Below are 24,859 nucleotides of genomic sequence, written 5' to 3' on the forward strand. Positions count from 1 at the left end.
AATCTCATGCTGCTTTCAGATGCGCCAGTAGCGCTTGAAGCGGGTGCATCAATGTCTGGTTCGAGTAACGTTTGACCTGGCTTCGACAGGAGTATCCGGTGGCCAGAAGCCGCTCTTTACGCGGCTCGGCATCGACCCGAGGCTGCCAGGTCTGTGCGTAGATGGTTCGGGAGGTCGCCGTGTTGCGGGTTTCATGGCCGTAGGTTCCGGCCATTCCGCAGCAGCCGGTCGCCACCAGTTCGAGCGTCAGCCCGGCGGCTTCGAATACCTGCTGCCAAGCCCCAGGGGCCTTCGGCACGCTGCTCTTTTCGGTACAGTGGGAAAGCAGCTTGAAACCGGGATCGCGCCTTTGCCCTGCGTAAGCGGCGAGTATCGCCTTTCGGGTGAGCAGCCACTCTTGCAGCATCACTACCTCCGGTACCGCCTCGCGGCCCAGCGTTTTGACGTACTCCTGACGGTAGGTCAGCGTCATGGCGGGGTCGACGCCAATCAGAGGCACACCAAACCCTGCCAGGGCCTTCAACCGCTTGGCCTGGCGCTGCGCCGTGCGCTCGAAGGCGCCCAGAAATCCTTGCACGTGGAGCGGCTTACCGTTGGCGCCAAACGGCATGATGAACACCTGTAGGCCCAAACGCGAAAGCAACTCCACGACGTCTTGCACCAGCGCGGCTTCAAAGTGCGTGGTGAACGCATCTTGTACCAGGATCACGCTCTGGTCACGCTGCGCTTGACTGAGCCCGGCCAGCGCATCCGGGGTGGCTACTCGCGCGCCCCACTTTCGCAGCCGTTTCTGCGCCCCGGGGCGGGAGAGCAGCGGCGAATCGCTGATGCCAAGCCCCTTGCACAAAAACCCCTCCACCCACGAGGACGCGATCATGGCGTTGTAGAGCGGCGCGAAGCTGCTCAATACAGGCAGCATTCGCTCCGCCCCGCCAAGCACGTAATCGCGCAGGGGGCGCAGATATCGGCCGTGGTAGACCTCCAGAAACTGCGAACGAAACTGAGGCACGTTGACCTTGATCGGGCACTGTCCGGCACACGCCTTGCACGCAAGGCACCCCGCCATGGCATCGTACACCTGGTGGCTAAAATCCTCGGAGGGTGGGCGCAGCCAGGTGTTGAGCGCCCGCCGGGGCAAACGCCTGACGAAACCCCAGGGCCGCTCGGTTCGCTGCCGGCGAGCCTCTTCGACCACGTCGATACCCGCCCGGGACTGCAGGCGCAGCCACTCACGAATCAGGCTGGCGCGCCCCTTGGGTGAGTGGGCACGATCGCGCGTCGCTTTCCAGGAAGGACACATGGGGTCGTCGACATCGTAGTTGTAACAGGCACCGTTGCCGTTGCAATGCACCGCAGCGTCATAGGCCTGCCACGCCCGTTCATCGATGGTGCGATCCAACTGACCGCGCGTGGTGACACCATCGACCGTTAACAGCGCTGGATCACTCTCTTTAGCGATCAATTCATGGTGTTCAAGGGGAGACGCTATCTTGCCCGGGTTCAGCTGGTTATGCGGGTCAAACGCGGCTTTGATGCGCTGCAGGCTGGGATACATTTCACCAAAGAACCTGGGAGCATACTCCGAACGCATGCCTTTCCCGTGCTCCCCCCATAACAGCCCGCCGTACTTGTGAGTCAGGGCCACCACTTCATCAGAAATCTCACGAATCAGTTTTTCCTGTTCAGGATCTTTCATATCCAGTGCCGGGCGCACGTGCAGTACGCCCGCATCCACATGGCCAAACATGCCGTAGGAGAGCTTGCGGGCATCCAGCGCAGCGCGAAACTCCGTAATGAAATCAGCCAAATGCTCTGGTGGCACAGCGGTATCTTCTACAAAGGCAATCGGACGTTTCTCGCCCTTCACATTGCCCAGCAATCCCACCGAGCGTTTGCGCATGGCATAAACTTTCTGGATTTGTGAACGACCTTCCGCCAGGGTGTAACCCGAACGCTCGACGGTTACATCGCGCCCGAGGTGCTCGGTAAAGGAGCGAACCCGCTTGGCCAAGCGCTCGGGATCGTCATCGTTAAATTCGATCAGATTAATGCCACGAATCGGCGAATTACCGTTGGCGGGGAAAAACGCAGCCATGCCATCCCATACAAAGTCCTCCATGGCCAACTGCAGCACGGTGTCATCGATGGTTTCAATCGAGGTAGGGCGCGCGCTTGAAGACATCAGTGCCTTGGCATCGCGCAGCGCGTCCATGAAACTGGCATAGCGCACGTTGACCAGGGTGGCGTACCCGGGGATCGGTAGCACATTGAGTACGGCTTCATTCAAAAAACCCAATGAGCCTTCCGAACCACACAACAAGCTGTTCAGATTCAGTTGGCCTTGCGCTTCCCGCAGGTGCGCCAGGTCGTAGCCCGTCAAACAGCGGTTGAGCGGAGGAAAGGTTGCTTCAATCAGCTCGCGCTGCTGATCGATGATCCTTGCCGCGGTGGCGTGCACGCGGCCAATAGTGCCTTCCCGTTGGCACTCAGTTCGCTCTTCTTCAGCGCTAAGCGCCCGGCTGTGCAAACGCTGGCCGCCGAGCAGCACCGTATCGAGTTCGATCACGTGGTCCCGGGTTTTACCGTAAGTGCAGCTGCCCTGGCCGCTGGCATCCGTCGAGATCATGCCGCCAATGGTGGCCCGGTTGGAGGTCGAGAGCTCCGGCGCAAAGAACAACCCATGAGGCTTCAGCGCGGCGTTGAGCTGGTCCTTGACCACCCCGGCCTGAACACGCACGCGGCGGTTTTCCACGTCGATATCCAGAATTCGATTCATGTGGCGCGAGACGTCCACGACGATGCCGTCGGTCAACGACTGGCCGTTGGTGCCGGTCCCGCCGCCACGGGCGGTCAGCACTACGTTACGGTAGGCAGGCGCGCTCGCCAGCCGAGCAAGGCACTCGAGATCCTCGACGCGGCGTGGAAATACCGCCGCCTGGGGCAAGCGTTGATAGATCGAGTTATCGGTGGCCAGCACGGTACGCTGGGCGTGATCGAGGGCGATCTCGCCCTCGAAGCAGTCGGCGTTCAGGTCGTCGAGAAACTGCCGATATAAAGCGCTACTGCCTTGCCCGGCCACCGATGCCATCATGCTTTTAGCGTCTCCAGCGCCTGCTCGATAAGGTTCAAGCCCTCTTGCAGAATCTCGGGCTCCGTCGTCAAGGGAGGCAACAGGCGCAGCACGTTGCGCTTGCGCCCGCTGGGCATCAACAGCACGCCGGCCTCACGCCCGGCCGCCAGTAGCGCCGCCAGGTGCTCGGCGCCAGTGGCGTTTGGGGTATCCTCGAAAACGATACCGCGCATGGCGCCCACGCCGGTCATGGCCCCCAACATGGGGAAGCGGCCGCTGTCGCGCCAAGCCTGGTGGGCCTTGACGATCAGCGTCTCCAGTTGTTGCCCCCACGCTGCCAGGGTCTCTTCCTGCATGACGTCCATGACCGCCAGGGCCGCCGCGCAGGCAACGGCATTGCCCGAATAGGTGCCGCCCAGGGCGCCCTTGGGCAGCGCGTCCATCAGCGATGCGCGCCCGGCCAGTGCCGCTAGCGGCAAGCCCGACGCGATACTCTTGCCTATCAATAGAAGGTCGGGCTCGACGTCCAGATGACTAAAGCCAAAGCGTTTTCCGCTGCGCCCGAATCCGGACTGGATTTCGTCAAAAATCAGCAGAATTCCATGGCGACGACAGATGTCGCGCATCGCCCTGGCAAACTCGGGAGAGAGTAGACGAAAGCCGCCTTCCCCCTGAATCGGCTCCACCACCATGCACGCCACTTCCTCGGCCGGGATCTCGACTTCGAACAGCCGTTCGAGCGCCGCCAGGGCCTGCTCTGCCGTCACCCCGCTATCGCGGCTGGGAAACGGCAGATGGTAGACCGGGCCGGGTAAGGCGCCGAGACCGGATTTGTACGGCTTCACCTTGCCGTTCAGATTCAGCGCCGCCAGGGTGCGGCCATGAAAGGCATCGTCAAAGGCGATCACGGCCTGGCGACCGGTCACCCCCCGGGCAACTTTCAGCGCGTTTTCGGTCGCTTCCGCCCCGCTGTTGGTCAGCATGCACGAGAGCGGGTAGGACACCGGCACGAACCGATTCAGCGCCTCAACCACCTTCAGATAACCCCGATGGGGAACCGCATTGAATGCCGTGTGCATCAGGCGCCCCACCTGGGACTGAACGGCTTGCACAACGGCAGGATGGCAGTGACCCAAATTAAGCACCCCGATGCCACCGATGAAATCGATATAGCGCTGACCCGCTTCGTCCCAGACTTCCGCATTGCGCCCGCGAGCAATGCAGATCGGATGCAGAACGCCCAGTGCAGCACTTACGTGGGGGAGATCCATCGTCGTCGCCTCTTTTGTCGTTGCGAGTTGAATGGGCTTATCAAAGCAAATTCATGGCTTGGCTCACAAACGAAAAAAAACGCTTAATGCATTCCCGTAAGGAATGAAGGGCGCCCAGGAAGCCCGAAAAATCGCGATGTATAGCGAACTAAAGCCCGGAGGGAATGTGCCGACATGGAAGGTGACTCACAACCCCTCGAGCAACCGCAAAACGAGACTCGGCTGCTGGTTGGCCTGGGCGAGGATGGCGATACCCACTTGCTGGAGGAGCTGGGCGCGAATCAGGTTCGAGATTTCGCGGGCGTAGTCGGTATCCTGAATGCGTGACTGGGCGGCAGAGAGATTGACGACGGCGTTGTCCAGCCCATCGATCACGCTCTCGAAGCGGTTCTGCACCGCGCCGAAGTAGCTTCGCTGGCGATCAAGGGTGTTGATGGCGCCGTCGAGCAGGTCGGTAGGCTTTTCGGTGGCACTTCCTTCAAGCACGCTGAAACCGGTGAGCCCCAGCGCCTCGATGTCCATGGAGGTCAGGCGCACGCCGATAGTATCGCCGTCGTTGGCGCCGACCTGGATGTTGAGGGTCTTCTCCTCCATCAATCCCACGCCGTTGAAGCGGCTTTGCCCGGCGAGCCGGTCGATTTCCTCGAGGCGCTGGTCGATCTCGTCCTGGATCGAACGCCGGTCCCGGGCATTGTAGGTGCCGTTGCCCGCCTGCACGCTGAGCTCGCGGATGCGCTGCAGGTTGTCGTTGATCTGATCGAGGGTGCCTTCGGCGGTCTGCACCATCGAGATGCCGTCGTTGGTGTTACGAATGGCCTGGTGCATGCCGCGAATCTGCGCGCCCATACGGTTGGCGATCGCCTGTCCTGCCGGGTCGTCCTTGGCGCTATTGATCCGCAGCCCCGAGGAGAGCCGCTGCATGGAGGTCTGGATGGCCTGCTGGCTGGTGCGCAGATTACTTTGCACCATCAGCGAGGTGAGATTGGTTCTGAGGCTGTACATGGGGTGGCGTGGGCCGCTCGCGATGATAAACGCTCGATAGCATTATCGGCGCGGCGCGAAAAAACATGAGCCCGACGCAGCAAGGCCGCCCGAAGGCGGCCTTGCTGGATGACGATCGAGGGTTAAACGTCGTCTTCGTCGGGCAGATTGTGCCCATCCACTTCCGGAGCGTTCAACTTGCGGCGTGGATCGAAGCGGTCGTCCACCGCGCTGTCCCCCTTCTTCGGCTGGCCGGCGGGGCTGCCGTCGATGGTGAAGTTCTGTTGCATGACGCGCAGGTTCGCGGGCGGCGCGGAGCCGGTCTTGTCCTGGCCGAAGTAGAGCGTGGTATGCGGGAACGGAATCTCGATACCGGCCTGATCGAAGCGCAGCTTGACCAGACGGTTGAAGGCCCGGCCGACGCCCCACTGATCGCCCGGCGTGGTCTTGATCACCACGCGGATGTTCACCGAGCTGTCGGCAAGCGCGGTCACACCGGCAACGGTCATGTCCGCCAGCAGTTTGAAGCCGTGCTCTTCGCTGGCCTTCAAATCCTCGAAAGCGAGCTTCAGCTGATCGATCGCATCGTCGATGCTCTCACGGTAAGCGATACCGTACTCGCCCACGTGGTTACCGTACTCGCGCATGTAGTTCGAGACGGTGTCCACGCTCGAGAACGGCACGATGTGGTAGGTGCCGGAGAGATCACGAATCGCCACCGAGCGGATGCTCAGGCGCTCGGCGGTGCCGGTGATGCCGCCCACGGTGACCACGTCGCCGGTGTTCATGGCGTTCTCGATCTGGATGAACACGCCGGTGATCACGTCCTGCACGAGCTTCTGGGCACCGAAACCGATCGCCAGACCCAGCACACCGGCACCGGCGATCAGCGGGCCGATGTTGATGCCGATCTCGGAGAGCAGAATCATGCCGGTGATCGTCACCATGGCGATCGCCAGAGCGTTACGGAACAGGCTCAAGAGCGTTTTGGCCCGCGCCGAGGGCTCGCCGCCGCCGGTTTCCGGGTTGAGCTTGTGCTCGATCAGGCTTGCCAGCCCCAGCCAGATGCCCAGCGAGACGATCAGAATCACCGCGATGCTGATCAAACGCCCGACGATCAGACCGCCACGCTCGGAAGCGTACCAGCTCGCCAGGTTGAAGGCGCCCCAGGCGTCCAGCACGACCATGACCACGGCGACCAGGATGATGGTTCGAATGACGCGCAGCGCGTTGGGCACGTAGCTATTGAGCCGGTGCTCGAGCATCGGCAGCTTACGGCGCACGTCATCGGAGAGCGTAATGCGACGACCGATGGTCTGGGTCAGGAAGCTGGAAAGCAGAATGCCAACCACCACCGCCACCAGTGTCTTGAGCGTGGCGAACAGCACGAAGGGCAGCGCGTCGCCCGGGCGCACCAGAACGAGCACGAACACGATCAGGAAATAGAGCAGCGCGAACAGGTGCCAGGTGCGGGCGAACAGGTTCAGCGAAATGCGGCTCGCCGTCATCGTGCTGCGTCGGCCCATGTCCTGCAGGTTATCGCGCAGGCGAACGCGGTTTCTCAGCACCACGCCCACGGCGTAGATGAACGCCAGAATCATGATCAGGGTGCCCACCGCCTGGCCGAGCGCCGGGGTGATGTAGAAGTTAGTCAGCGGTACCACGACCATCAGACCGTAACCGACCATGCCCACCAGCCGCGCGATCCAGCGGTTCCAGTAGCCCGCCTCCGTGGCGGAAATGGGCAGCAGCCGCAGCCCCTCGTAGCTCGAGGAGAACAGCATGCGAAACGCCGCCTTGATCAGTTCGATGACCAGAAACGCGTTCAGGAAAAGCGAGGCACGGGTAGAGAGCTCGCCGGTTTCGCCCACGGCAAAAGTGGCGATCAAATTACCGACGACGTAAGCCGCACCGACGATCAGAGCGTCGATGACCGCCGCAATGGCGACGCAAGCCACCAGACGCAGAATCGAAGTGGCACTTTCACCGCCTTGCGACCAGCCGCTGAGCTTGGTGAACAACGACTTCGCCAGCCGACGAAAAATGAAAAAGACCACGAAGGTGGACGCGATCACGATACCCAGATTGATCGCCGCGCTGATAAACGCCGCGCTGTCGAACATGCCGTCGCCTTGGCCGTTGAACAGCCCGGTGACGATGCCGGCCGCCTGATCGAGCTGGGTGCCGATATCGCCCACGACCCGACTGGTCAGCTCGGCGAGCTGGCGTGGAAGCGACACGTCCTCCGGGGCGAGATTGCCGCCCTCGGCGGCGGCTTGCGGCGAAAGCTCGCTTTCAAGCTCACCGGGCAGCGTCGTGGCCTCGCTACGCAGGCGCTCGATGAGCTGCTCGCGCGCCTGGTCGTTCTCGAGCAGATCCGCCAGCGCTTCATAGGAGGGTGGTGCCTGGGTCGTGGCGTTGGCGGTTTCGTCGTCGGCACTGAGCGTCGTCTGCGCCAGCGCCGGGCTGATGGCGGCAAACAGCGCCAGCAGCCAAACGCCCAGCCAGGGTAATAAACGTGATGGCGTCACACCGGAGTCTCCCTTGGGTTGATGTACGTTGGGTGATGTAGTGTATTCAATCTAACGGCTAAACCGCGTTATGCAAATCATAGCCTTGAGCCCCACGCCGTCCAGTGACGCGGTTCGCGAAAAACCGCTCAGGATAACACGAGCGGGGCGCGTCATCCGCCAAGCGGCTCAAAAACGACTGCTCAAAGCCGGCTGGTCAAACGCAGTAGGACGCCAGCCACTGAGTGGCCAGCGCGAGTACGACAGCGTAGCGCGCGCCCTTGGCCAGTGCGATCAGCGCCACCGCCCGCCACCAGCCCAGGCGGAACAGCCCAGCGGCCACGGTGAGCGGGTCGCCGACCACCGGCACCCAGCTCAAGAGCAGGCTGTAGGCGCCGAAGCGCCGGTACCAGCGGCTGGCGCGTTCGAGCTGCGCCGGTGTGGCAGGAAACCAGCGCCGGTGCTGGAACCGGCGGGCGTAGCGCCCGAGTACCACGTTGATCAAACTTCCCAGCGTATTGCCAAGCGTGGCAACCAGCCAGAGCGCGGCCGCGGGCTCGCCCTGACACCACTGGCGGGCAAGCCACACCTCGGAGCCGCCGGGCAGTAGCGTCGCGCTCAATAGCGCAATCCAGAACAGGCTGATCATGGCGCGACGCTACCGGCTCAAGAGGCTCAGGGCAGCCGGCCGCCGAGCCGAGCGGTGATGTTGTTCGCCGCATCAAGCACGAGCTGACCAAGGCTTGTCAGGCGCTCTTCGGGAATGCGCGCCATGGGCCCGGAGACGGAGATCGCCGCCAGCGGCATGCGCCGCTCGTCGAAGATGCACGCCGCTACGCAGTGCAGGCCAATGGCGTGCTCCTCGCGGTCGCAGGCAAAGCCCTGAGCGCGAATGGTGCGCACCTCGGCCTCGATTGCCTCCGGGTCGAAGAAGGTGTTGGGCGTGACCCGCGAGAGCGTATCGCCTTTCAACAGCTCGGCGCGCTCGTCGTCGCTCATGCCCGCCAGCAGCGCCTTGCCAACGCCAGAGGCGTGCAGCGGCGCCCGCGAGCCGAGTTTGGTGATCATGCGCATCATCTGGGTCGATTCGTGCTGGGCGAGAAATACCGCTGTTCCGCCATCGCGAATGCCAAGATTAGCGGTTTCGCCGGTGTCCAGGGTGAGCCGACGCAGAAACGGCCGGCTGGTAGCCACCACGTCCCGCGCCTCGAGAAAGCTATTGCCGATGCGAAACGTCTTGACGTCGATACGCCACAGCCCCTGCTCGCTCTCCTGAACGATGAAGCCCTGGCTCTGCAGCGCCTGAAGCAGCCGGTGGGTGGTGGAGGGCGCAAGCTCGGCAAGCTCGGCAAGCTCCGAAAGCGCGAGCCCCAGCGGGCTCGCCGCCAGATGCTCGAGCAGCGTCAGCCCACGCACCAGCGATTGACTGTGCCCGCCGCTTGCCTTCGTGGCCCCTGCCGGGCGCCCTACCGATCGGCGCTTACCCTCACTCACCGTCCCTTCTCCTTAACGTGCTCGACGCGCAAAGCGAGCAGGATAACGCGAGGCGCAGGTGAATGTCGCGTTTGCGGAAATAAATCCCATTCTGAAACGAGACGACGATAGCGCCCGCGGGCGCTATCGAAAGAGAGCAAGACGTTAAAAGTGTGCGGCGCTTTCAAGCACGCTTACGCTGGTCGTGCCCCAGCGGATGGGGTTCGCCCCGGGCTTTCGCCAGCTCGATCTGGCGCTGGCGCTCCCGGGCGGCGGCGCGGGTTTTCTCCGGCAGCGAGTCGATGCAGTGCGGGCAGCTGATGCCGGGTTCATAGGCCGCGCTCTGCATGTCCTCTTCGGAAATCGGCCGGCGGCAGGCGTGGCACTGCTCGAAGGCGCCTTCGCTCAGGTCGTGGCGCACGGTGACGCGGTTGTCGAACACGAAGCACTCGCCGCGCCAAAGGGACTGCTCCTTGGGCACCTTCTCGAGATAGTTCAGCACCCCGCCCTTGAGGTGAAACACCTCCTCGAAGCCTTCGCCCAGCATGAAGCTCGAGGCCTTTTCGCAGCGGATGCCGCCGGTGCAGAACATCGCCACCTTCTTGTGTTTGGCCGGGTCGTAATGCTGTCGCACGTAGTCGGGAAACTCGCGGAAGGTCGCGGTTTTCGGGTCGACGGCGCCTTCGAAGCTGCCGATTTCGACTTCATAGTCGTTGCGGGTATCGATGACCAGCACCTCCGGATCAGAGATCACGTCGTTCCACTCTTCCGGCTCGACGTAGGTGCCCACGGCGTCGTTGGGGTCGACGCCCTCGACGCCCATGGTGACGATCTCGCGCTTGAGCTTCACCTTGGTGCGGTAGAACGGCATCTCGTCGCAGTACGACTCCTTGTGATCGAGATCCGCCATGCGCGGGTCGGCAGCCAGCCAGCCAAGCAGCGCATCGATACCTTCGCGGGCGCCGGCCACGGTACCGTTGATGCCTTCACGGGCAAGCAGCAGCGTGCCTTTCACGCCGTGATCGACCATGGTCTGTCTCAGCGGCTCGCGCAGCGCCTCGAAGTCGTTGAGGGTGACGAATTTGTACAGCGCGGCCACCACGATGGGGGCCGTCGAGGAAGGTTGGGTCATCGAACTCTCCTGGTAGTCGCCCTCGCAAAGGGCGGACCGGGGTAAAAAAACGCGCTCATTCTAGCGCAAAGCCGGCCCCGCGTGCAGCCTGGCGGATTGACGCAGATCACGCCAGGGGCGCGCCCACCGCTCGATTTTATCGACGATAGAGCGCCAAAAGCTTCACTTTCTCATACTGAGCGTTGGCTTATAGTGATCGCCAACGTCTTTAACGGGAGAGTCTTGATGAAACTTCGCCGCTCCAACGAGCGCGGCTTTGCCGACCACGGCTGGCTGCGCTCGTATCACACCTTTTCGTTCGCCCACTACATGGACCCGGCGCACATGGGCTTTCGCGCGCTGCGGGTCATCAACGAGGACCGCGTCGCCCCCGGCCGGGGCTTTGGTACCCATCCGCACCGCGACATGGAGATCATTTCCTACGTGCTCGACGGCGAAATGGCCCACGAGGATAGCCTCGGCAACGGCGAAACCATGCGCGTCGGCGACGTGCAGCGCATGTCTGCCGGCACCGGCGTGCGCCACAGCGAGTACAACGCCTCGAGCACCGAAGGCCTGCACTTTCTGCAGATCTGGATCGAGCCCGCTGCCACCGGAATCACGCCGAGCTACGAGCAGAAGGCGTTCTCAAGCGAGGCCCGCACAAACCAGTGGCGGCTGATCGTCTCGCCGGACGGGCGTGAGGATTCGGTGAGCCTGCATCAGGACGTGAACCTCTACACCGGCCTGTTCGAGGGCGAGGTGCCCACCCCGCCGCCGCATCGCCACGCCTGGCTGCAGCTGGTCAGCGGCGAGTTGACGGTCAACGGCGAGCAGTTAACCACAGGTGACGCCGCCGCCCTCGGCCCTGACGAGACGCTGGAGATCTCCCAGGCGAAAGGCGCCCACGTACTGCTATTCGATCTGGCCTGAACCAAAACGGCCTCCCGAAGGAGGCCGCCTTGAACACGTCACCGCGTCGGCTTAGCTGTTGTGCGCCGAGTAGAGCACGCGAATCTTCAGCGTGTGCTCGACCTGCTTGAGGGCCTCGAGCGCCTGGGCGCCGTAGGCCTTGTCGACGTCGATCACCACGTAGCCGACCTGCTCGTTGGTCTGCAGGTACTGCCCGGAAATGTTGATGCCGTTTTCCGACAGCACGCGGTTGATCTCGGACATCACGCCGGGCACGTTTTCGTGAATGTGCAGCAGGCGATGCTTGTCCGGGTGGGCGGGCAGCGCCACCTCGGGGAAGTTAACCGAGGTGATGGTGGTGCCGTTGTCGGAGTAGGTGGTGAGCTTCTCCGCCACCTCGATGCCGATGTTCTCCTGAGCTTCGAGGGTGGAGCCGCCGATGTGCGGGGTGAGAATCACGTTCTCGAGACCGCGCAGCGGGCTTTCGAACTCCTCGTTGTTGCCCTTGGGCTCGACCGGGAAGACGTCCACTGCCGCGCCGTTGAGCTGGCCGGCCTTGATTGCCGCGGCCAGCGGCTCGATCTCGACGACGCTGCCGCGCGAGGCGTTGATGAAGATCGCCCCGGGCTTCATCGCCGCGATCTCCTTCTCGCCGATCATCCAGCGGGTCGAGGGCAGATCCGGCACGTGCAGGCTGATCACATCCGAGCGGCTCAGAAGCTCCTCGAGGCTGCCCACCTGGCTTGCATTGCCCATGCCGAGCTTGGTGATGACATCGTAATAGATGACCTTGAACCCGAGCGCTTCGGCGAGCACCGAAAGCTGCGCGCCGATGCTGCCGTAGCCGACGATCCCTAAAGTCTTGCCGCGCGCCTCGTGGGAGTTTTTCGCCGACTTCAGCCAGCCGCCCTGGTGGGCGCGGGCGTTCTTCTCCGGGATGCCGCGCAGCAGCATGATCGCTTCCGCCAGCACCAGCTCCGCCACCGAGCGGGTATTGGAGTAGGGCGCGTTGAATACCGCCACCCCGCGCTTGAGCGCAGCGGTCAAATCGACCTGATTGGTTCCGATACAGAAACAGCCAACGGCCACCAGCTTCTCGGCGGCGGCGAACACCCGCTCGTTGAGCTGGGTGCGCGAACGGATACCGATGAAGTGAACATCGCGGATCTTCTCGATCAGCGCCTCTTCGTCCAGGGACGTGGGCAGGTGCTCGATGTTCTCGTAGCCGGCGTTGCGAAAATTGTCCACCGCGCTCTGGTGGACGCCCTCAAGCAGCAGGATTTTGATCTTGCTCTTGTCCAGGGACGTTTTGGCCATGACGGAATCAACCTCTGTGCTCGGCGAAGCGCCGTTGTCGGTTAACGGGAAGGGCCGTCATGATAGCACAACGCCGCCGCCTCTCGGCGCCTTGCGCGAATGAAAAGTGTGCGTTTTCAAAATGAACCCGGCGCACATTGGCCGATGAGCCGTGGCAGACGCCACCCCCGGGTCTGGGTGTATACTGTGCGGTCACGTTGAAAGGCACACTCGCAGGTACACACGCCGCCCGCCACGGGCGCCAACAGGTAGGCTGGGCCAATGAGCGAAAGCACCTCCCCTTCACAGGATTTTGCCGCCACGGTGTCCCGTCTGGAGACGCTGGTCGAACGGCTCGAGTCCGGCGAACTCTCTCTGGAAGAGGCGCTGACCGCGTTCGAGGAGGGCGTGACGCTGACCCGGGACGCGCAAAAGCGCCTGGACAGCGCCGAGCTCAAGGTTCGTGCGCTCAGCGAGGATGCTAGCGGCAAGCTCAGCGTCGCCCCCTTTGAGCCCGTCAAGACGGCGCCAGGCGACGCCCCAAAGGACGATAACGCCGAGGACACCCCCCCATGGTAAGCCCCCGCCATCAGCGCCTGAGCGCCTACCGCGAAACCAGCACCGCCCGGGTCGGCGCGACGCTCGAGGCGCTGTTCACCGAAGGCGGCGTCGATGCGCGCCTGGACGCGGCGATGCGCCACGGCCTGCTGGTGGGCGGCAAACGCCTGCGCCCGCTGCTGGTCTATCTGGCGGGCCAGGCGCTGGGGGCAGAGGAACAAACGCTGGACGCCCCGGCCGCCGCCATCGAGCTGATTCACGCCTACTCCTTGATCCACGACGACCTGCCGGCGATGGATGACGACGACCTGCGCCGCGGCCAGCCCACCGTTCACAAGGCTTATGACGAAGCGACCGCGATTCTTGCCGGCGACGCGCTGCAGGCGCTGGCCTTCGAGGTGCTGGCCAGGCCCCGCCCGCCGCGCCTGGCGGCCATGGTAACCACGCTTGCCGTCGCCTCGGGCCGCCAGGGGATGGTAGCCGGTCAGGCGCTGGACCTGGCCGCGGTGGGTGGGCTACCGGATGTCGAGGCGCTTGCGCACATGCACGCGCACAAGACCGGCGCGCTGATCGAAGCCGCCGTGCGCCTGGGCGGGCTTGCCGCGGTAGACGAAGACGACCCACGCCTGGCGCTACTGGCTCGCTACGCGCGCGCCATTGGGCTAGCCTTCCAGATTCACGACGACGTACTGGACGTGACCGGCGACACCGCCACGCTTGGCAAGATCTCCGGCGCCGATGCCGCCCGCGCCAAGCCGACTTACTCGAGCCTGCTGGGGCTCGAAGGCGCCCGGCAAAAGGCGCGGGAGCTGGCCGATGAGGCGATCGAGGCGCTGGCGCCGCTGGGTGACGCCGCCGCGCCGCTTGCAGAGCTTGCCGCATACATGATCGAGCGCGACCATTAGACGCCGCCCGAGCGTCTGCTGTATCTATATTGCTTGTCAAAAAAAAGACCGTGACCCCATGCCCATGAAGCTGTTCGACGAGATTTCCCGCGAGCGCCCGGCCACGCCGCTGCTCGACTCCTTTGATCACCCCGCCGCGCTGCGGGCCATGAACGATGCTCAGCTTGCCCAGCTTGCCGACGAGCTGCGCGCCTATCTGCTCTATAGCGTGGGGGTTTCCGGCGGCCACTTCGGCGCGGGGCTGGGCGTGGTCGAGCTCAGCGTGGCGCTGCACCATGTCTTCGATACGCCCAGGGATCGGCTGGTGTGGGACGTGGGCCACCAGGCCTACCCACACAAGATCCTCACCGGACGGCGCGAGGCGATGACCGGCATTCGCCAGCACGGGGGCCTGGCCGCCTTTCCGCGCCGCGCCGAGTCCGAGTTCGACACCTTCGGCGTGGGCCATTCGAGCACCTCGATTTCCGCCGCCCTCGGCATGGCGCTGGCCGCCCGGGCGCAGAACGACGATCGCAAGGTATGCGCGATCATCGGCGATGGCGCCCTGACCGCCGGCATGGCCTTCGAGGCGCTGATTCACGCCGGTCACATGAACGCCAACATGCTGGTAGTGCTCAACGACAACGAGATGTCGATTTCGGAAAACGTCGGCGGCCTGGCCACGTATCTGGCGCGGATGCTCGCCAGCAAGCCGTATCTCAAGATGCGCGAAGAGGGTAAGAAGGTGCTCTCGCATCTGCCCGGCGCGCTCAAGCTCGCCAAGCGCACCGAGGAGCACATGAAGGGCTTCGTCAGCCCCGCCACGCTCTTCGAGGAGCTCGGTTTCAACTACGTCGGCCCCATCGACGGCCACGATCTCGAAGCGCTGACCGATACGCTCGGCGCGCTGCGCCACCAGAGCGGCCCGCAGTTTCTGCATATCAAGACCGTCAAGGGCAAGGGCTTTCTACCGGCGGAAGCCGACCAGATCGGCTACCACGCGATCACCAAGCTGGAAAAACCGCGCGCCGCCCAGGCCGAGGCGAAAAAGCCCGCCGCCGCCCCGGCCGCGCCCAAACAGAAGTACTGCAACGTGTTCGGCCACTGGCTTTGCGACATGGCCGCTGTCGACCAACGGCTGATGGGCATTACGCCGGCGATGCGCGAAGGCTCGGATTTGATCCGCTTCTCGAAGGAGTACCCGGCGCGCTATTTCGACGTGGCGATCGCCGAGCAGCACGCGGTCACACTCGCCGCCGGCATGGCCTGCGAGGGTATGAAACCGGTGGTGGCGATCTACTCCACCTTCCTGCAGCGCGGCTACGACCAGCTGATCCACGACGTGGCGGTGCAGGGGCTGGATGTGACCTTCGCCATCGACCGCGCGGGGCTCGTTGGCGAAGACGGCCCGACCCACCACGGCAGCATGGACATCTCGTTTCTGCGCTGCGTGCCCAACATGGTGATTCTGGCGCCGGCGGACGAAGCCGAGTGCCGCGCCATGCTGAGTGCCGCCTACCAGCATGAAGGCCCGGCGGCAGTGCGCTACCCGCGCGGCACCGGGCCGGGTGTGGCCACCCCGGAGCACCTGGAGCCGTTGACCATCGGCCGCGCCGAGACTCGCCGCCGCGCCGGCGGGGATGGCCTTAAGGTGGCGCTTCTCGCCTTTGGCAGCATGAACGGCCCGGCAGAAGAGGTCGCCGAGGCGCTCGATGCGACCCATATCAACATGCGCACCATCAAACCGCTGGACCGCGAGGCGGTACTGGAGGCCGCCGCCGAGCACAACCTTCTGGTGACGCTGGAGGAGAACGTGGTCGCCGGCGGCGCGGGAAGCGCCGTGGCGGAGCTTCTACACGCCGAGAACGTTGCGGCCAACGTGCTGATGCTGGGGCTTCCCGACAGCTTCGTCGAGCACGGCACCCCGGCGGAGCTCTTGAGTGACTGCGGGCTGGATGCTGCCGGCATCCAGGCGGCGATCGAAAAGCGCCTGGCGACGCTGGAAAACGCCAGCGGCTGACCGGACGTCTCGACGCAAAACGGGCAGGCCCTTGGGCCTGCCCGTTTTACTTGCGGGGAACGTATTCCAGGCTTACTTGCCCGCCTCGTTCAGGCGCTTGACCGCTTCGTCCGGCAGCGTCATCTGTACCGCGTCGAGGGTATCGTCGAGCTGCTCGAGTTTGGTGGCGCTGGCGATCGGCGCGGTGACGCCGTCGCGGGCGCGCAGCCAAGCGAGCGCCACTTGGGCGGGCTTGGCGTCGACGTCCTTCGAAACGCTCAAAAGCGTGTCGAGTATGCGCTGGCCGCGCTCGTCGAAGTACTTCTCGAGAAACGGCTCGCGGGCGCTGCCCTTGGCGTCTTCAAACGTCTTGTACTTGCCGGTCAGAAAACCGCTGGCGAGCGAAAAGTAGCTCACCACGCCCAGCGACTCCTTGTTCGCCAGCTCGCTCAATCCGCTTTCGTACTCCTCGCGCTCGGCCAGGTTATAAAGCGGCTGCATCAGCTCGTAGCGTGGCAGGTTGTGCTCCTTGGCTACGTCGAGGGCCTGCTTCAGGCGCTCGGCGCTGTGGTTGGAGGCGCCGATGGTGCGCACCTTGCCCGCCTTGATCAGCTTATCGAAGGCGCCCTGGGTCTCCTCGAACGGCACGTCCTTGTCGTCGATATGGGCGAAGTAGACGTCGAGGTAGTCGGTGTTCAGGCGCTTGAGCGAGTCGTTGACCGCCGCTTCGATGTTGGCGGCGGAAAGGCCCTTGCGCTTCTCCCACATGCCGACCTTGCTCATCAGCACGATGTCGTCGCGCTTGCCGCTCTGCTTGAGCCACTTGCCGAGCACTTTTTCGGACTCGCCACCTTCGTGACCCGACGCCCAGGCGGAGTAGACATCGGCGGTATCCACGGCGTTGAAGCCGCGCTCGACGAAACGGTCCAAAAGCTCGAAAGAGCGCTTCTCATCGGCGGTCCAGCCGAAAACGTTGCCACCAAAGGCGAGCGGCGCGATGTCGATGCCGGAACGGCCCAGTGCGTACTTTTGCATTATCCTCTCTCCCTAACTGGATAGGTGTCGAAGTCGGTCTCGAACCCGGCCGGGCGGTACTCCATGTACGCCGCGGTGGCCGAAAAGCGCCGACCCTTGATTAGGGTAGTCTGAAATAGAGCGACTGCCAGGTGGCGCCTTTGGCTACCCCGTTCAGGTGCCTCTTTCACGTCTTCATCACGACCCGAAAAGGTCAGGGCAGCGGGTACAGGCGCCGAACGCGCAGCGCCGGTGAGGCGCCGCCAGCGGGCGAGAGCGCCACCCAGCCAAGCGCTTCAAGCTCGGCCAGCGCGCGGCGAACAAGCGCATGCTCGATGCCCAGCCGACGCGCCAGCCGGGCGCTCGAGAGCCCGGCCTCGTTTTGCTCATCGAGGGCCAGCAGCACCAGGGCGCTCAGCCCATCGAGCGCCGGGTGCGCCTTTTGCAGCTCGGCCAGCGCGCGCTCGAGCGTCGCGGTATCAGGCAATGCGGGCGTTGGGCTCGAGGCGTATGGCGATCGATTTGTACGCCGGGGTATGGCTGCCTTCGCCCTTATGGGAAAGCGGCACCAGCGGGTTGGTTTCCGGGTAATAGGCCGCCGCGCAGCCGGCGGGGGTGTCGTAAGCCACGACCTTGAAGCCCTCGACCCGACGAGCGATGCCGTCGTCCGACTCGCCCACCAGATCGACCCACTGCCCGGCTTCGACGCCGAGGCGCTCGATATCCGCCGGGTTCAGAAACACCACCTGGCGGCCGTTCTCGATGCCGCGATAGCGGTCGTTGTAGCCGTAGATGGTGGTGTTGTACTGATCGTGGGAGCGCAGGGTCTGCAGCGTCAGCCAGCCCTCGCGCGCCGCCATACGCTGGTGCATTACCTCGTCGGGCAACGCTTCATCCGAGAACACCGCCTTGCCGCTGTCGGTGGGGAAGTCACGCTCGGCGGTGGGGTTACCCAGCCAGAAGCCGCGCGGCACCCGCACCCGCTCGTTGAAGTTCTCGAACCCGGGGATCACCTCGGCCACGTGGTCGCGAATCACGTCGTAATCGTCGCGCATCGCCGCCCAGTCGACAGCGTCGCTGCCCACCAGCTTCTCGCCTAGCTTCGTCAGCAGCGCGATTTCCGAGGGTAGATCAGCGCTTGCCGGGCGGTTGATGCCGGCGGAGCCGTGCACCATGCTCATCGAATCCTCGACGGTGATCAGCTGGGTCTTGCCGCCGGTCTTGTCGATTTCGCTGCGACCCAGGCACGGCAGAATCAGCGCCTTTTCCCCGGTGATCAGGTGGCTGCGGTTGAGCTTGGTGCTGATGAACGCGGTCAGCCGGCACTGGCGCATCGCCGCCTCGGCGACGAAGGTATCGGACACCGCCCGGGTGAAGTTGCCCGCCAGGCCCACGAACACCTTGCCCGGGGCGTCGCGCATCGCCGCCACCGCGGCCACGGAGTCCACGCCGTGCTCGCGCGGCATGGGCGTTTTATAGCGCGCTTCCAGCGCGTCGAGTAGCTCATCCGAGGGCTGCTCGAAGATACCCATGGTGCGGTCGCCCTGCACGTTGGAGTGGCCGCGCACCGGCGAGGTGCCGGCGCCGCGCTTGCCCAGGTTACCGCGCAGCATCAACAGGTTGACGATCTCGCGCACCGTGGGCACCGAGTGCTCGTGCTGGGTGATACCCATTGCCCAGCAGATGATGGTCGCCTTCGAGCGGGCGTAGAGTTCGGCGGCCTGCGTCATCTCTTCACGCTTAAGGCCGGACTGCGCTTCCAACGTCGCCCAACTCGTACCCTCGACCCGCGCCTGGTAGGCCTCGAACTGTTCGGTGTAGTCGGCCAGAAAGGCGTGGTCGAGCACCGACTCGCCAGCGGCTTCGCGCTCGAACAGCGCCTTGGCGATGCCGCGCACCGCCGCCATGTCGCCGCCGAGCTTGGGGCAGAAGTAGTGCGAACTAATGCGGTGGCTGCCACCGTGGAGCATCTCCAGCGGCTTTTGCGGGTCGGCAAACTTCTCGAGGCCGCGCTCGTGCAGCGGGTTGAAGCTGGCGATGATCGCGCCGCGCTCGGCGGCTTCGCGCAGCGTGCCCAGCATGCGCGGATGGTTGGTACCCGGGTTCTGGCCGAACACGAAGATCGCCTCGGCGTGTTCGAAATCCTCGAGCAGCACGCTGCCCTTGCCGGTGCCCAGCGCCGCCTTGAGCGCCACGCCGCTCGCCTCGTGGCACATGTTGGAACAGTCCGGCAGATTGTTGGTGCCATAAAGGCGCGCCAAAAGCTGAAAGACGTAGGCGGACTCGTTGCACGCCTTGCCGGAGGTGTAGAAGATGGCGTCATCCGGGGTGGGCAGCGCCTTGAGCTCGGCGGCGATCAGATCGAGCGCAGCGTCCCAGCCGATGGGTTCATAATGGTCGGTCTCGGCGTTGTAGGCCATCGGCTCAACCAGCCGGCCCTGGTCCTCCAGGCGGTAGTCGTCCCAGCTCTTGAGCTCGGTGACGCTGTATTTGGCGAAAAAGTCGCGCTTGACCCGCTTGGCGGTCGCCTCCCAGGTCACCGCTTTCACACCGTTTTCGCAGAACTCGAAGGAGGAGCCGTGCTCCGGGTCGCCCCAGGCGCAGCCGGGGCAGTCGAAGCCGTCGGGCTGGTTGAGTTTCAAAAGCGAGCGGGCGTTGCTCGCGGGCGAGCGGCTGTGCAGAAGGTGCTGGCTCACCGCCTTGAGCGCGCCCCATCCGCCCGCCGGGCTTTTGTACTCGCCGACCTCCGGGTCGTGTTCGCGGGCCTTTTTGGCGGCGGGGTATTGGCTGCTGGGCGAGGTCATGGCGCGTCTCCTTGCAAGGCGTGTCTGGCGGCCAGCCAAGGCGGTCGCCTGTCGATTCATTACATTAGAGTTTGGGCAAAAGCCCGGTCAGGTCAAGCGAGGGAAACCAATCCTTCTATACTGACTCTCAATGCCCAACATAGTGGCGCATCCACGCGCTTTTTTTCATCCGCTTCGAGAGAACCATGGCGTTTTTGACTATTTCGATATTGCTGTTTGGACTGCTGGGCCTGGCCCTGTTCGGCCCGTTGGGATTGCTGCTTGGCGGCGGGGTCGGCTTCTGGCTCGCCCAGCGCGCCCGGCGGCGGCTGTTAGTGGCGCGCGCACAGATCGAGCAGGGCTATTTGCAGTCGGTCTTTTCCGTGATGGGATGCCTTTGCCAGGCCGATGGGCGCGTCAGCGCCGGTGAGCGCGACATCGCCGAGCGACTGTTTACCCAGATGCGCTTTAGTGATTCACAGCGCGCCGAAGCGCGCGCCGCCTTCGAGCGCGGCCGCGCCGAGTCGTTCGATCTCGACGCCGAGCTTGCCCGCGTGGGCCAGTTGACCCAACGCCAGCCGATGCTGCGCCAGGTCTTTCTGCAGGTGCAGCTCAATGCCATTGCCGCCGACGGCGAAATTCACGACGCCGAGCGCGATATGCTGATGCGCGTAGCGCGCGGCATCGGCTGTAGCGACACCGAGCTCGCGCAGATCGAGGCGATGCTCGATCGCGCCGCCAGTAACGGCCAAGCGACCAGTGAGGCCTCGTTGAAAGATGCCTACCGGGTATTGGGTGTGAGCGACGAGGCGAGCGACGCCGAGGTTAAAAAAGCTTACCGCCGCCTGATGAGCCAGAATCACCCGGACAAGCTCGCCGGCAAGGGCCTGCCCGAGAGCATGCGCGAGGTCGCCCAGCAGCGCACCAGCGAAATCAGCAACGCCTTCGATCGTATCAAGAGCGCCCGCGAGGCGAGCTGATTCGATCTCGCGCCAAGGCTCGCCCGTTTTCATGCCGCTCGGCGCCGACCTGAGCGCCATATTTCCCGGCCCGCTACGGGCCGATCACAGGAGAGTCACCATGCGTTTATCAACACCGATCACCGCCGTTACGCTTGCCCTTGCGCTTGGGAGCACCGGTGCAGCGCTGGCGCAAACCGAGGGCGAGCGCCTATCGGGCAACGAGATTCGTGAGCTGATCTGGGGCCATCAGGTCGCGGGCACGATGGCTGGCGACCAGGCCTATAGCGAGCTCTATCTGCCCAACGGCGAAATCGTCGGCGAGGGGTATTCCGGTCAGGCCAGCATCGTCGATGACACCATGTGCTTCGACTACGGCGACGGCGAACCCACCTGCTACGGCGTCCGCTTGGACGACGAGGGCCAAATCGAGTGGATCGACGAGGACGACTCGGTGGCGGGCGTCGGTGAGCTTGGCGACGCGCCTTCAAACGCAGACGCCACTCCCCACGGGGAACAGTGATGATCACGCTTTACGGCTTCCCCCACTCCCGCTCGCTGCGCGTCGCCTGGACGCTGGAGGAGCTGGGCGTTGACTACCAGTACCATCACGTAGCGCTGGACAAGGGTGAGGGGCGCTCCGATCCGCACCTGGCGCGCCACCCGGGCGGCAAGGTGCCGGTCATCGAAGATGGTGAGCTGACGCTGTTCGAATCGGCGGCGATTTGTCGTTATTTAACCGAGCGCTACGGTGACGGAAAGCTTCTGCCCGATACTCCGGAAAAGCGCGCCCTGGTCGATCAATGGCTGGCGTTCGTGACCACCGAACTCGAGCAACCGCTTTGGCAGCAGGCCAAGCACACGTTCGCGCTGCCCGAAGCCAAGCGAGTGCCTGCCATCGTTCCCACTTGCGCCTGGGAGTTTCAACGTGCGCTTGATGCGCTGGAGCGCCGCTTTCAGGGCCAGCGCTTTCTGGTCGACGCCCACTTCACCCTGGCGGACCTGTTCCTGACCCATACGCTGGGTTGGGCGCAAAGCATGAAGTACCGTCTGCCGGAGGCGCTCGAGGACTACCGGCAACACCATTGCCAGCGCCCGGCCATGGCGCGTGCAACGGCGCGCGAGAAAACCGCCACCGATGCCCCCTCGGGCAATAACCCAGCCGAGTAGAGCGAAGCCCCGGGGCCGCGCCCGAGCGCCGTTTACTCCTTGCGCTCGATATCCACGTCATCGGCCTGGGTAAAGTCGTCCAGCGCCATCATGTGGCCTAGCTTACCCGCCTTGGTGGCCAGGTACTGCTCGTTGTGCGGGTTGAGGCCGGTGGTGATCGCCAGGCGCTCGACGACGTTGACGCCGTCATCGGTGAGGGCGGCCACCTTGCGCGGGTTGTTGGTCATGAGCTTGAGCGCCTGGATGCCCAGGTGCTCGAGCATCGGCACGCAGAGATCGTAGCGGCGCAGGTCGGCACCGAAACCGAGGCGCTCGTTGGCCTCGACGGTGTCGGCGCCCTGGTCCTGGAGCTGGTAGGCGCGAATCTTGTTCAAAAGGCCGATGCCGCGCCCTTCCTGGCGCAGGTACAAGAGTACCCCGCGCCCCTCTTCGGCGATCCGCTTGAGCGCCTCCTGGAGCTGATAGCCGCAGTCGCAGCGCATCGAGAAAAGCCCGTCGCCGGTCAGGCACTCCGAGTGGACCCGCCCGAGCACCGGCGCATCGCTTGCGACATCGCCAAGCGTGAGCGCGACGTGATCCTTGCCCGTCGCATCGTCTTCGAAGCCGTGCATGGTGAATGTGGCCCAGGGGGTGGGCAGCCGGCAGGCGGCAATGAAGCGAATGGTCACGGATTACCTCGCAAATCGGCGTGGGCCGTCAACGATGTGAGTAGAAAGGCGCGCCAGTTTAGCAAAAAGGCGCGCCGGTCTCACGGTCTCGCGGCAAGGGCGGCTATCCCGAGCCCCGCCGCTCGCCTACAATGGGGCAAATTTCTCAAGAGCCGGCTTTCATGTCTTCTGTCACGCCCCCCGTCTTACACAACGACCGCTTTCTTCGCGCGCTGGCCAAGGAGCCGGTGGATCGCACACCGGTGTGGATGATGCGCCAGGCCGGGCGCTATCTGCCGGAGTACCGCGAGCGCCGCGCCCAGGCGGGCAGTTTCATGGATCTGTGCCGCAATCAGGATTTCGCCTGCGAGGTGACCCTGCAACCGCTTGAGCGCTTCCCGCTCGACGCGGCGATCCTGTTTTCTGACATTCTGACCATTCCCGACGCCATGGGCCTGGGGCTCTACTTCGTGACCGGCGAAGGGCCGAAGTTCAGAAAGACCGTGCGTACGCCGGAAGAGGTCGCAGCACTTGCCGTGCCCGATGTCGAACGCGATCTGGACTACGTGATGCGCGCCGTCTCCACCATTCGCCGCGAGCTTAACGGCCGCATGCCGCTGATCGGCTTCTCGGGCAGCCCCTGGACGCTGGCCACCTACATGGTCGAAGGCGGCTCGAGCAAGGATTTTCGCCACCTGAAAACCATGCTCTACGACACCCCGGACGCCATGCACCAGTTGCTCGATACCCTGGCCCAGGCGGTGACCGACTACCTGAACGCCCAGATTCGCGCCGGCGCCCAGGCGGTGCAGATCTTCGACACCTGGGGGGGCTCGCTCTCCACTCCGGCGTACCTGGAGTTTTCGCTGCGCTACATGGAGCAGATCGTCTCGGGGCTCATTCGCGAGCATGAAGGGCGCCGCGTGCCGGTGATCCTGTTCACCAAGAACGGCGGCCAGTGGCTCGAGGATATCGCCTGCGCCGGCGCCGATGCTCTCGGCATCGACTGGACCACCGAACTCGGTGATGCGCGCGCACGCGTGGGCCATAAGGTGGCGCTGCAGGGCAACCTGGACCCCAACGTGCTGTTCGCCCGCCCGTCTGCGATTCGCGCCGAGGTCGCTCGCGTGCTGGAAAGCTACGGGCACGGCCCCGGCCACGTCTTCAACCTGGGCCACGGCATCAGCCAGTTCACCAATCCGGACAACGTCAGCGCCTTCATGGACGCGCTGCACGAGCTGAGCCCGCAGTATCATCAAAATCAGCATCAGAATCAGAACCAGAGCGACGGAGAGGCTCGATGAGCGATTTGAATCAGGACCAGTGGTTTACCGAAGTGTTCGACAGCCACGGCAGCGCCTTCGCGCTGAAAATCAGCGAGAAGCTGCTCGACGTGCAGAGCGATTATCAGCATCTCGAGGTGTACGCCACCGAGACCTACGGCAACCTGATGGTGCTCGACGGCTGCGTGATGCTCACCGACCGCGACAACTTCCTCTACCACGAGATGATCGCCCATCCGGCGCTCTTCACCCACGAAGACCCGAAGCGCGTGGTGATCATCGGCGGCGGCGACTGCGGCACGCTGAAAGAGGTGCTGCGCCACGAAGGCGTGGAGAAGGTCACCCAGATCGATATCGACGAGGAAGTCACCAAAGCTTCCAGGCGCTTCTTTCCGGCGCTGGTCGAGTCCAATGACGACCCGCGCGCGGAGCTTGTGTTCGCCGACGGGGTGAAGTGGGTCGACGAGGCAGCAGATGAGAGTATCGACGTGCTGATCATCGACTCCACCGACCCGGTGGGCCCGGCGGAGGGGCTATTCAAGACCGACTTCCTCAAGCGCTGCCACCGGATTCTCAAGCCCGGCGGCGTGCTGGTGCAGCAGAGCGAGTCGCCGCTTTATCACTCGAGCTCGATCATTCGCGAACTGCGCGGCGACATGCTGGCGGCGGGCTTTCAGAGCGTAGCCACACTGCCCTTCCCGCAGCCGGTGTATCCCTCCGGCTGGTGGAGCGTGACGCTCGCCGGTAAAGGTGTGAGCGTTGAACGCTTTCGCGAGGAGGCCGCCGCCGACCACGAAATGCCGCTACAGTACTATACGGTGGACGCCCATCGTGGCGCCCTGGCACTGCCGCCGTTCATGCGCGCCGCGTTCGCCTGATATCGAGCGCCGCCAGTACGCTGACGAGGCCGGGCACTGCCCGGTCTTTTTTTGTCCTTT

At 64.1% G+C, this 24,859-nt stretch carries 21 protein-coding genes; 9 read left to right on the plus strand and 12 right to left on the minus strand.

The window, feature by feature from the left end:
- Positions 1-4: 4 nt before the first annotated feature.
- The 7 genes from ACGK9R_RS11540 to ACGK9R_RS11570 all read right to left on the minus strand — a co-directional run bounded on the left by ACGK9R_RS11540 (position 5) and on the right by ACGK9R_RS11570 (position 10,437).
- A complete protein-coding gene (locus ACGK9R_RS11540) occupies positions 5-3,091 on the minus strand; it encodes an FAD-binding and (Fe-S)-binding domain-containing protein (RefSeq protein WP_394581375.1) in 3,087 nt (1,028 codons plus the stop codon).
- The gene (locus ACGK9R_RS11545; RefSeq protein ID WP_394581377.1) at positions 3,088-4,341 is read right to left on the minus strand and encodes an aspartate aminotransferase family protein; all 1,254 of its coding nucleotides are present in this window, start codon (positions 4,339-4,341) and stop codon (positions 3,088-3,090) included. The genes ACGK9R_RS11540 and ACGK9R_RS11545 overlap by 4 nt, the downstream gene beginning before the upstream one ends.
- Before the next feature lie 186 nt (positions 4,342-4,527).
- Positions 4,528-5,343, minus strand: a complete 816-nt coding sequence (locus ACGK9R_RS11550; RefSeq protein WP_394581379.1) for a flagellin — start codon at positions 5,341-5,343, stop codon at positions 4,528-4,530.
- 122 nt (positions 5,344-5,465) lie between these two features.
- The gene (gene ybiO, locus ACGK9R_RS11555) at positions 5,466-7,853 is read right to left on the minus strand and encodes a mechanosensitive channel protein (RefSeq protein WP_394581381.1); all 2,388 of its coding nucleotides are present in this window, start codon (positions 7,851-7,853) and stop codon (positions 5,466-5,468) included.
- Positions 7,854-8,049: 196 nt separating this feature from the next.
- The gene (locus ACGK9R_RS11560) at positions 8,050-8,481 is read right to left on the minus strand and encodes a YqaA family protein (RefSeq protein WP_394581382.1); all 432 of its coding nucleotides are present in this window, start codon (positions 8,479-8,481) and stop codon (positions 8,050-8,052) included.
- A 26-nt stretch (positions 8,482-8,507) separates the two neighbouring features.
- Positions 8,508-9,326, minus strand: a complete 819-nt coding sequence (locus tag ACGK9R_RS11565; protein ID WP_394581384.1) for an IclR family transcriptional regulator — start codon at positions 9,324-9,326, stop codon at positions 8,508-8,510.
- 163 nt (positions 9,327-9,489) lie between these two features.
- Positions 9,490-10,437: a rhodanese-related sulfurtransferase gene (locus ACGK9R_RS11570; protein WP_394581386.1), complete on the minus strand. Its 948-nt coding sequence runs from the start codon at positions 10,435-10,437 to the stop codon at positions 9,490-9,492.
- Between the two features lie 225 nt (positions 10,438-10,662).
- On the opposite strand from ACGK9R_RS11570, the gene ACGK9R_RS11575 reads away from it, so the two are divergent.
- Positions 10,663-11,349 (plus strand): pirin family protein, encoded by a 687-nt coding sequence (locus ACGK9R_RS11575; RefSeq protein WP_394581388.1) that lies wholly within the window; start codon positions 10,663-10,665, stop codon positions 11,347-11,349.
- Positions 11,350-11,400: 51 nt separating this feature from the next.
- Here ACGK9R_RS11575 and serA read toward each other — a convergent pair whose 3' ends face one another.
- Entirely contained in the window at positions 11,401-12,645 is a 1,245-nt protein-coding gene (gene serA / locus ACGK9R_RS11580) for a phosphoglycerate dehydrogenase (protein WP_394581390.1), read from the minus strand.
- A gap of 261 nt (positions 12,646-12,906) precedes the next feature.
- Here serA and ACGK9R_RS11585 point away from each other — a divergent pair, with 261 nt between their 5' ends.
- Genes ACGK9R_RS11585 through dxs form a run of 3 tightly spaced genes read left to right on the plus strand, consistent with a single transcriptional unit; the run spans position 12,907 to position 16,086 of the window.
- The gene (locus ACGK9R_RS11585) at positions 12,907-13,203 is read left to right on the plus strand and encodes an exodeoxyribonuclease VII small subunit (protein ID WP_394581391.1); all 297 of its coding nucleotides are present in this window, start codon (positions 12,907-12,909) and stop codon (positions 13,201-13,203) included.
- Positions 13,197-14,087: a farnesyl diphosphate synthase gene (locus tag ACGK9R_RS11590; protein WP_394581393.1), complete on the plus strand. Its 891-nt coding sequence runs from the start codon at positions 13,197-13,199 to the stop codon at positions 14,085-14,087. Before ACGK9R_RS11585 ends, ACGK9R_RS11590 begins: the two co-directional genes overlap by 7 nt.
- A 58-nt stretch (positions 14,088-14,145) precedes the next feature.
- Complete coding sequence (gene dxs / locus ACGK9R_RS11595) at positions 14,146-16,086, plus strand: 1-deoxy-D-xylulose-5-phosphate synthase (RefSeq protein ID WP_394581396.1); 1,941 nt, start codon at positions 14,146-14,148, stop codon at positions 16,084-16,086.
- A 72-nt stretch (positions 16,087-16,158) separates the two neighbouring features.
- Here dxs and ACGK9R_RS11600 read toward each other — a convergent pair whose 3' ends face one another.
- The 3 genes from ACGK9R_RS11600 to ACGK9R_RS11610 all read right to left on the minus strand — a co-directional run bounded on the left by ACGK9R_RS11600 (position 16,159) and on the right by ACGK9R_RS11610 (position 19,883).
- Positions 16,159-17,100, minus strand: a complete 942-nt coding sequence (locus tag ACGK9R_RS11600) for an aldo/keto reductase (RefSeq protein WP_394581398.1) — start codon at positions 17,098-17,100, stop codon at positions 16,159-16,161.
- Between the two features lie 193 nt (positions 17,101-17,293).
- Positions 17,294-17,566: a MarR family transcriptional regulator gene (locus tag ACGK9R_RS11605; protein WP_394581400.1), complete on the minus strand. Its 273-nt coding sequence runs from the start codon at positions 17,564-17,566 to the stop codon at positions 17,294-17,296.
- Entirely contained in the window at positions 17,559-19,883 is a 2,325-nt protein-coding gene (locus tag ACGK9R_RS11610; RefSeq protein ID WP_394581402.1) for an FdhF/YdeP family oxidoreductase, read from the minus strand. The genes ACGK9R_RS11605 and ACGK9R_RS11610 overlap by 8 nt, the downstream gene beginning before the upstream one ends.
- A 185-nt stretch (positions 19,884-20,068) precedes the next feature.
- Between ACGK9R_RS11610 and djlA the strand changes: the two genes are divergently transcribed.
- From djlA to ACGK9R_RS11625, 3 genes are all read left to right on the plus strand, one after another.
- The gene (gene djlA / locus ACGK9R_RS11615; RefSeq protein ID WP_394581404.1) at positions 20,069-20,842 is read left to right on the plus strand and encodes a co-chaperone DjlA; all 774 of its coding nucleotides are present in this window, start codon (positions 20,069-20,071) and stop codon (positions 20,840-20,842) included.
- Positions 20,843-20,942: 100 nt separating this feature from the next.
- Positions 20,943-21,344, plus strand: coding sequence for a hypothetical protein (locus tag ACGK9R_RS11620; protein ID WP_394581405.1), 402 nt, complete (start codon positions 20,943-20,945; stop codon positions 21,342-21,344).
- Entirely contained in the window at positions 21,344-21,991 is a 648-nt protein-coding gene (locus tag ACGK9R_RS11625) for a glutathione S-transferase family protein (protein ID WP_394581407.1), read from the plus strand. The genes ACGK9R_RS11620 and ACGK9R_RS11625 overlap by 1 nt, the downstream gene beginning before the upstream one ends.
- A 32-nt stretch (positions 21,992-22,023) precedes the next feature.
- Here the strand turns inward: ACGK9R_RS11625 and ribA are convergent, their stop codons facing one another.
- Complete coding sequence (gene ribA / locus ACGK9R_RS11630; protein ID WP_394581410.1) at positions 22,024-22,659, minus strand: GTP cyclohydrolase II; 636 nt, start codon at positions 22,657-22,659, stop codon at positions 22,024-22,026.
- Between the two features lie 161 nt (positions 22,660-22,820).
- Between ribA and hemE the strand changes: the two genes are divergently transcribed.
- Both hemE and speE read left to right on the plus strand, forming a co-directional pair.
- Positions 22,821-23,942: a uroporphyrinogen decarboxylase gene (hemE, locus tag ACGK9R_RS11635; RefSeq protein ID WP_394581412.1), complete on the plus strand. Its 1,122-nt coding sequence runs from the start codon at positions 22,821-22,823 to the stop codon at positions 23,940-23,942.
- Positions 23,939-24,799 carry a polyamine aminopropyltransferase gene (gene speE / locus ACGK9R_RS11640; protein ID WP_394581414.1) on the plus strand — a complete coding sequence of 287 codons (861 nt, stop codon included), beginning with the start codon at positions 23,939-23,941 and terminating at the stop codon, positions 24,797-24,799. Before hemE ends, speE begins: the two co-directional genes overlap by 4 nt.
- The last annotated feature ends 60 nt before the right edge of the window (positions 24,800-24,859 follow it).

It is taken from the genome of Halomonas sp. HNIBRBA4712 (genome assembly GCF_043558675.1).
Classification (GTDB): Bacteria; Pseudomonadota; Gammaproteobacteria; order Pseudomonadales; family Halomonadaceae; genus Vreelandella.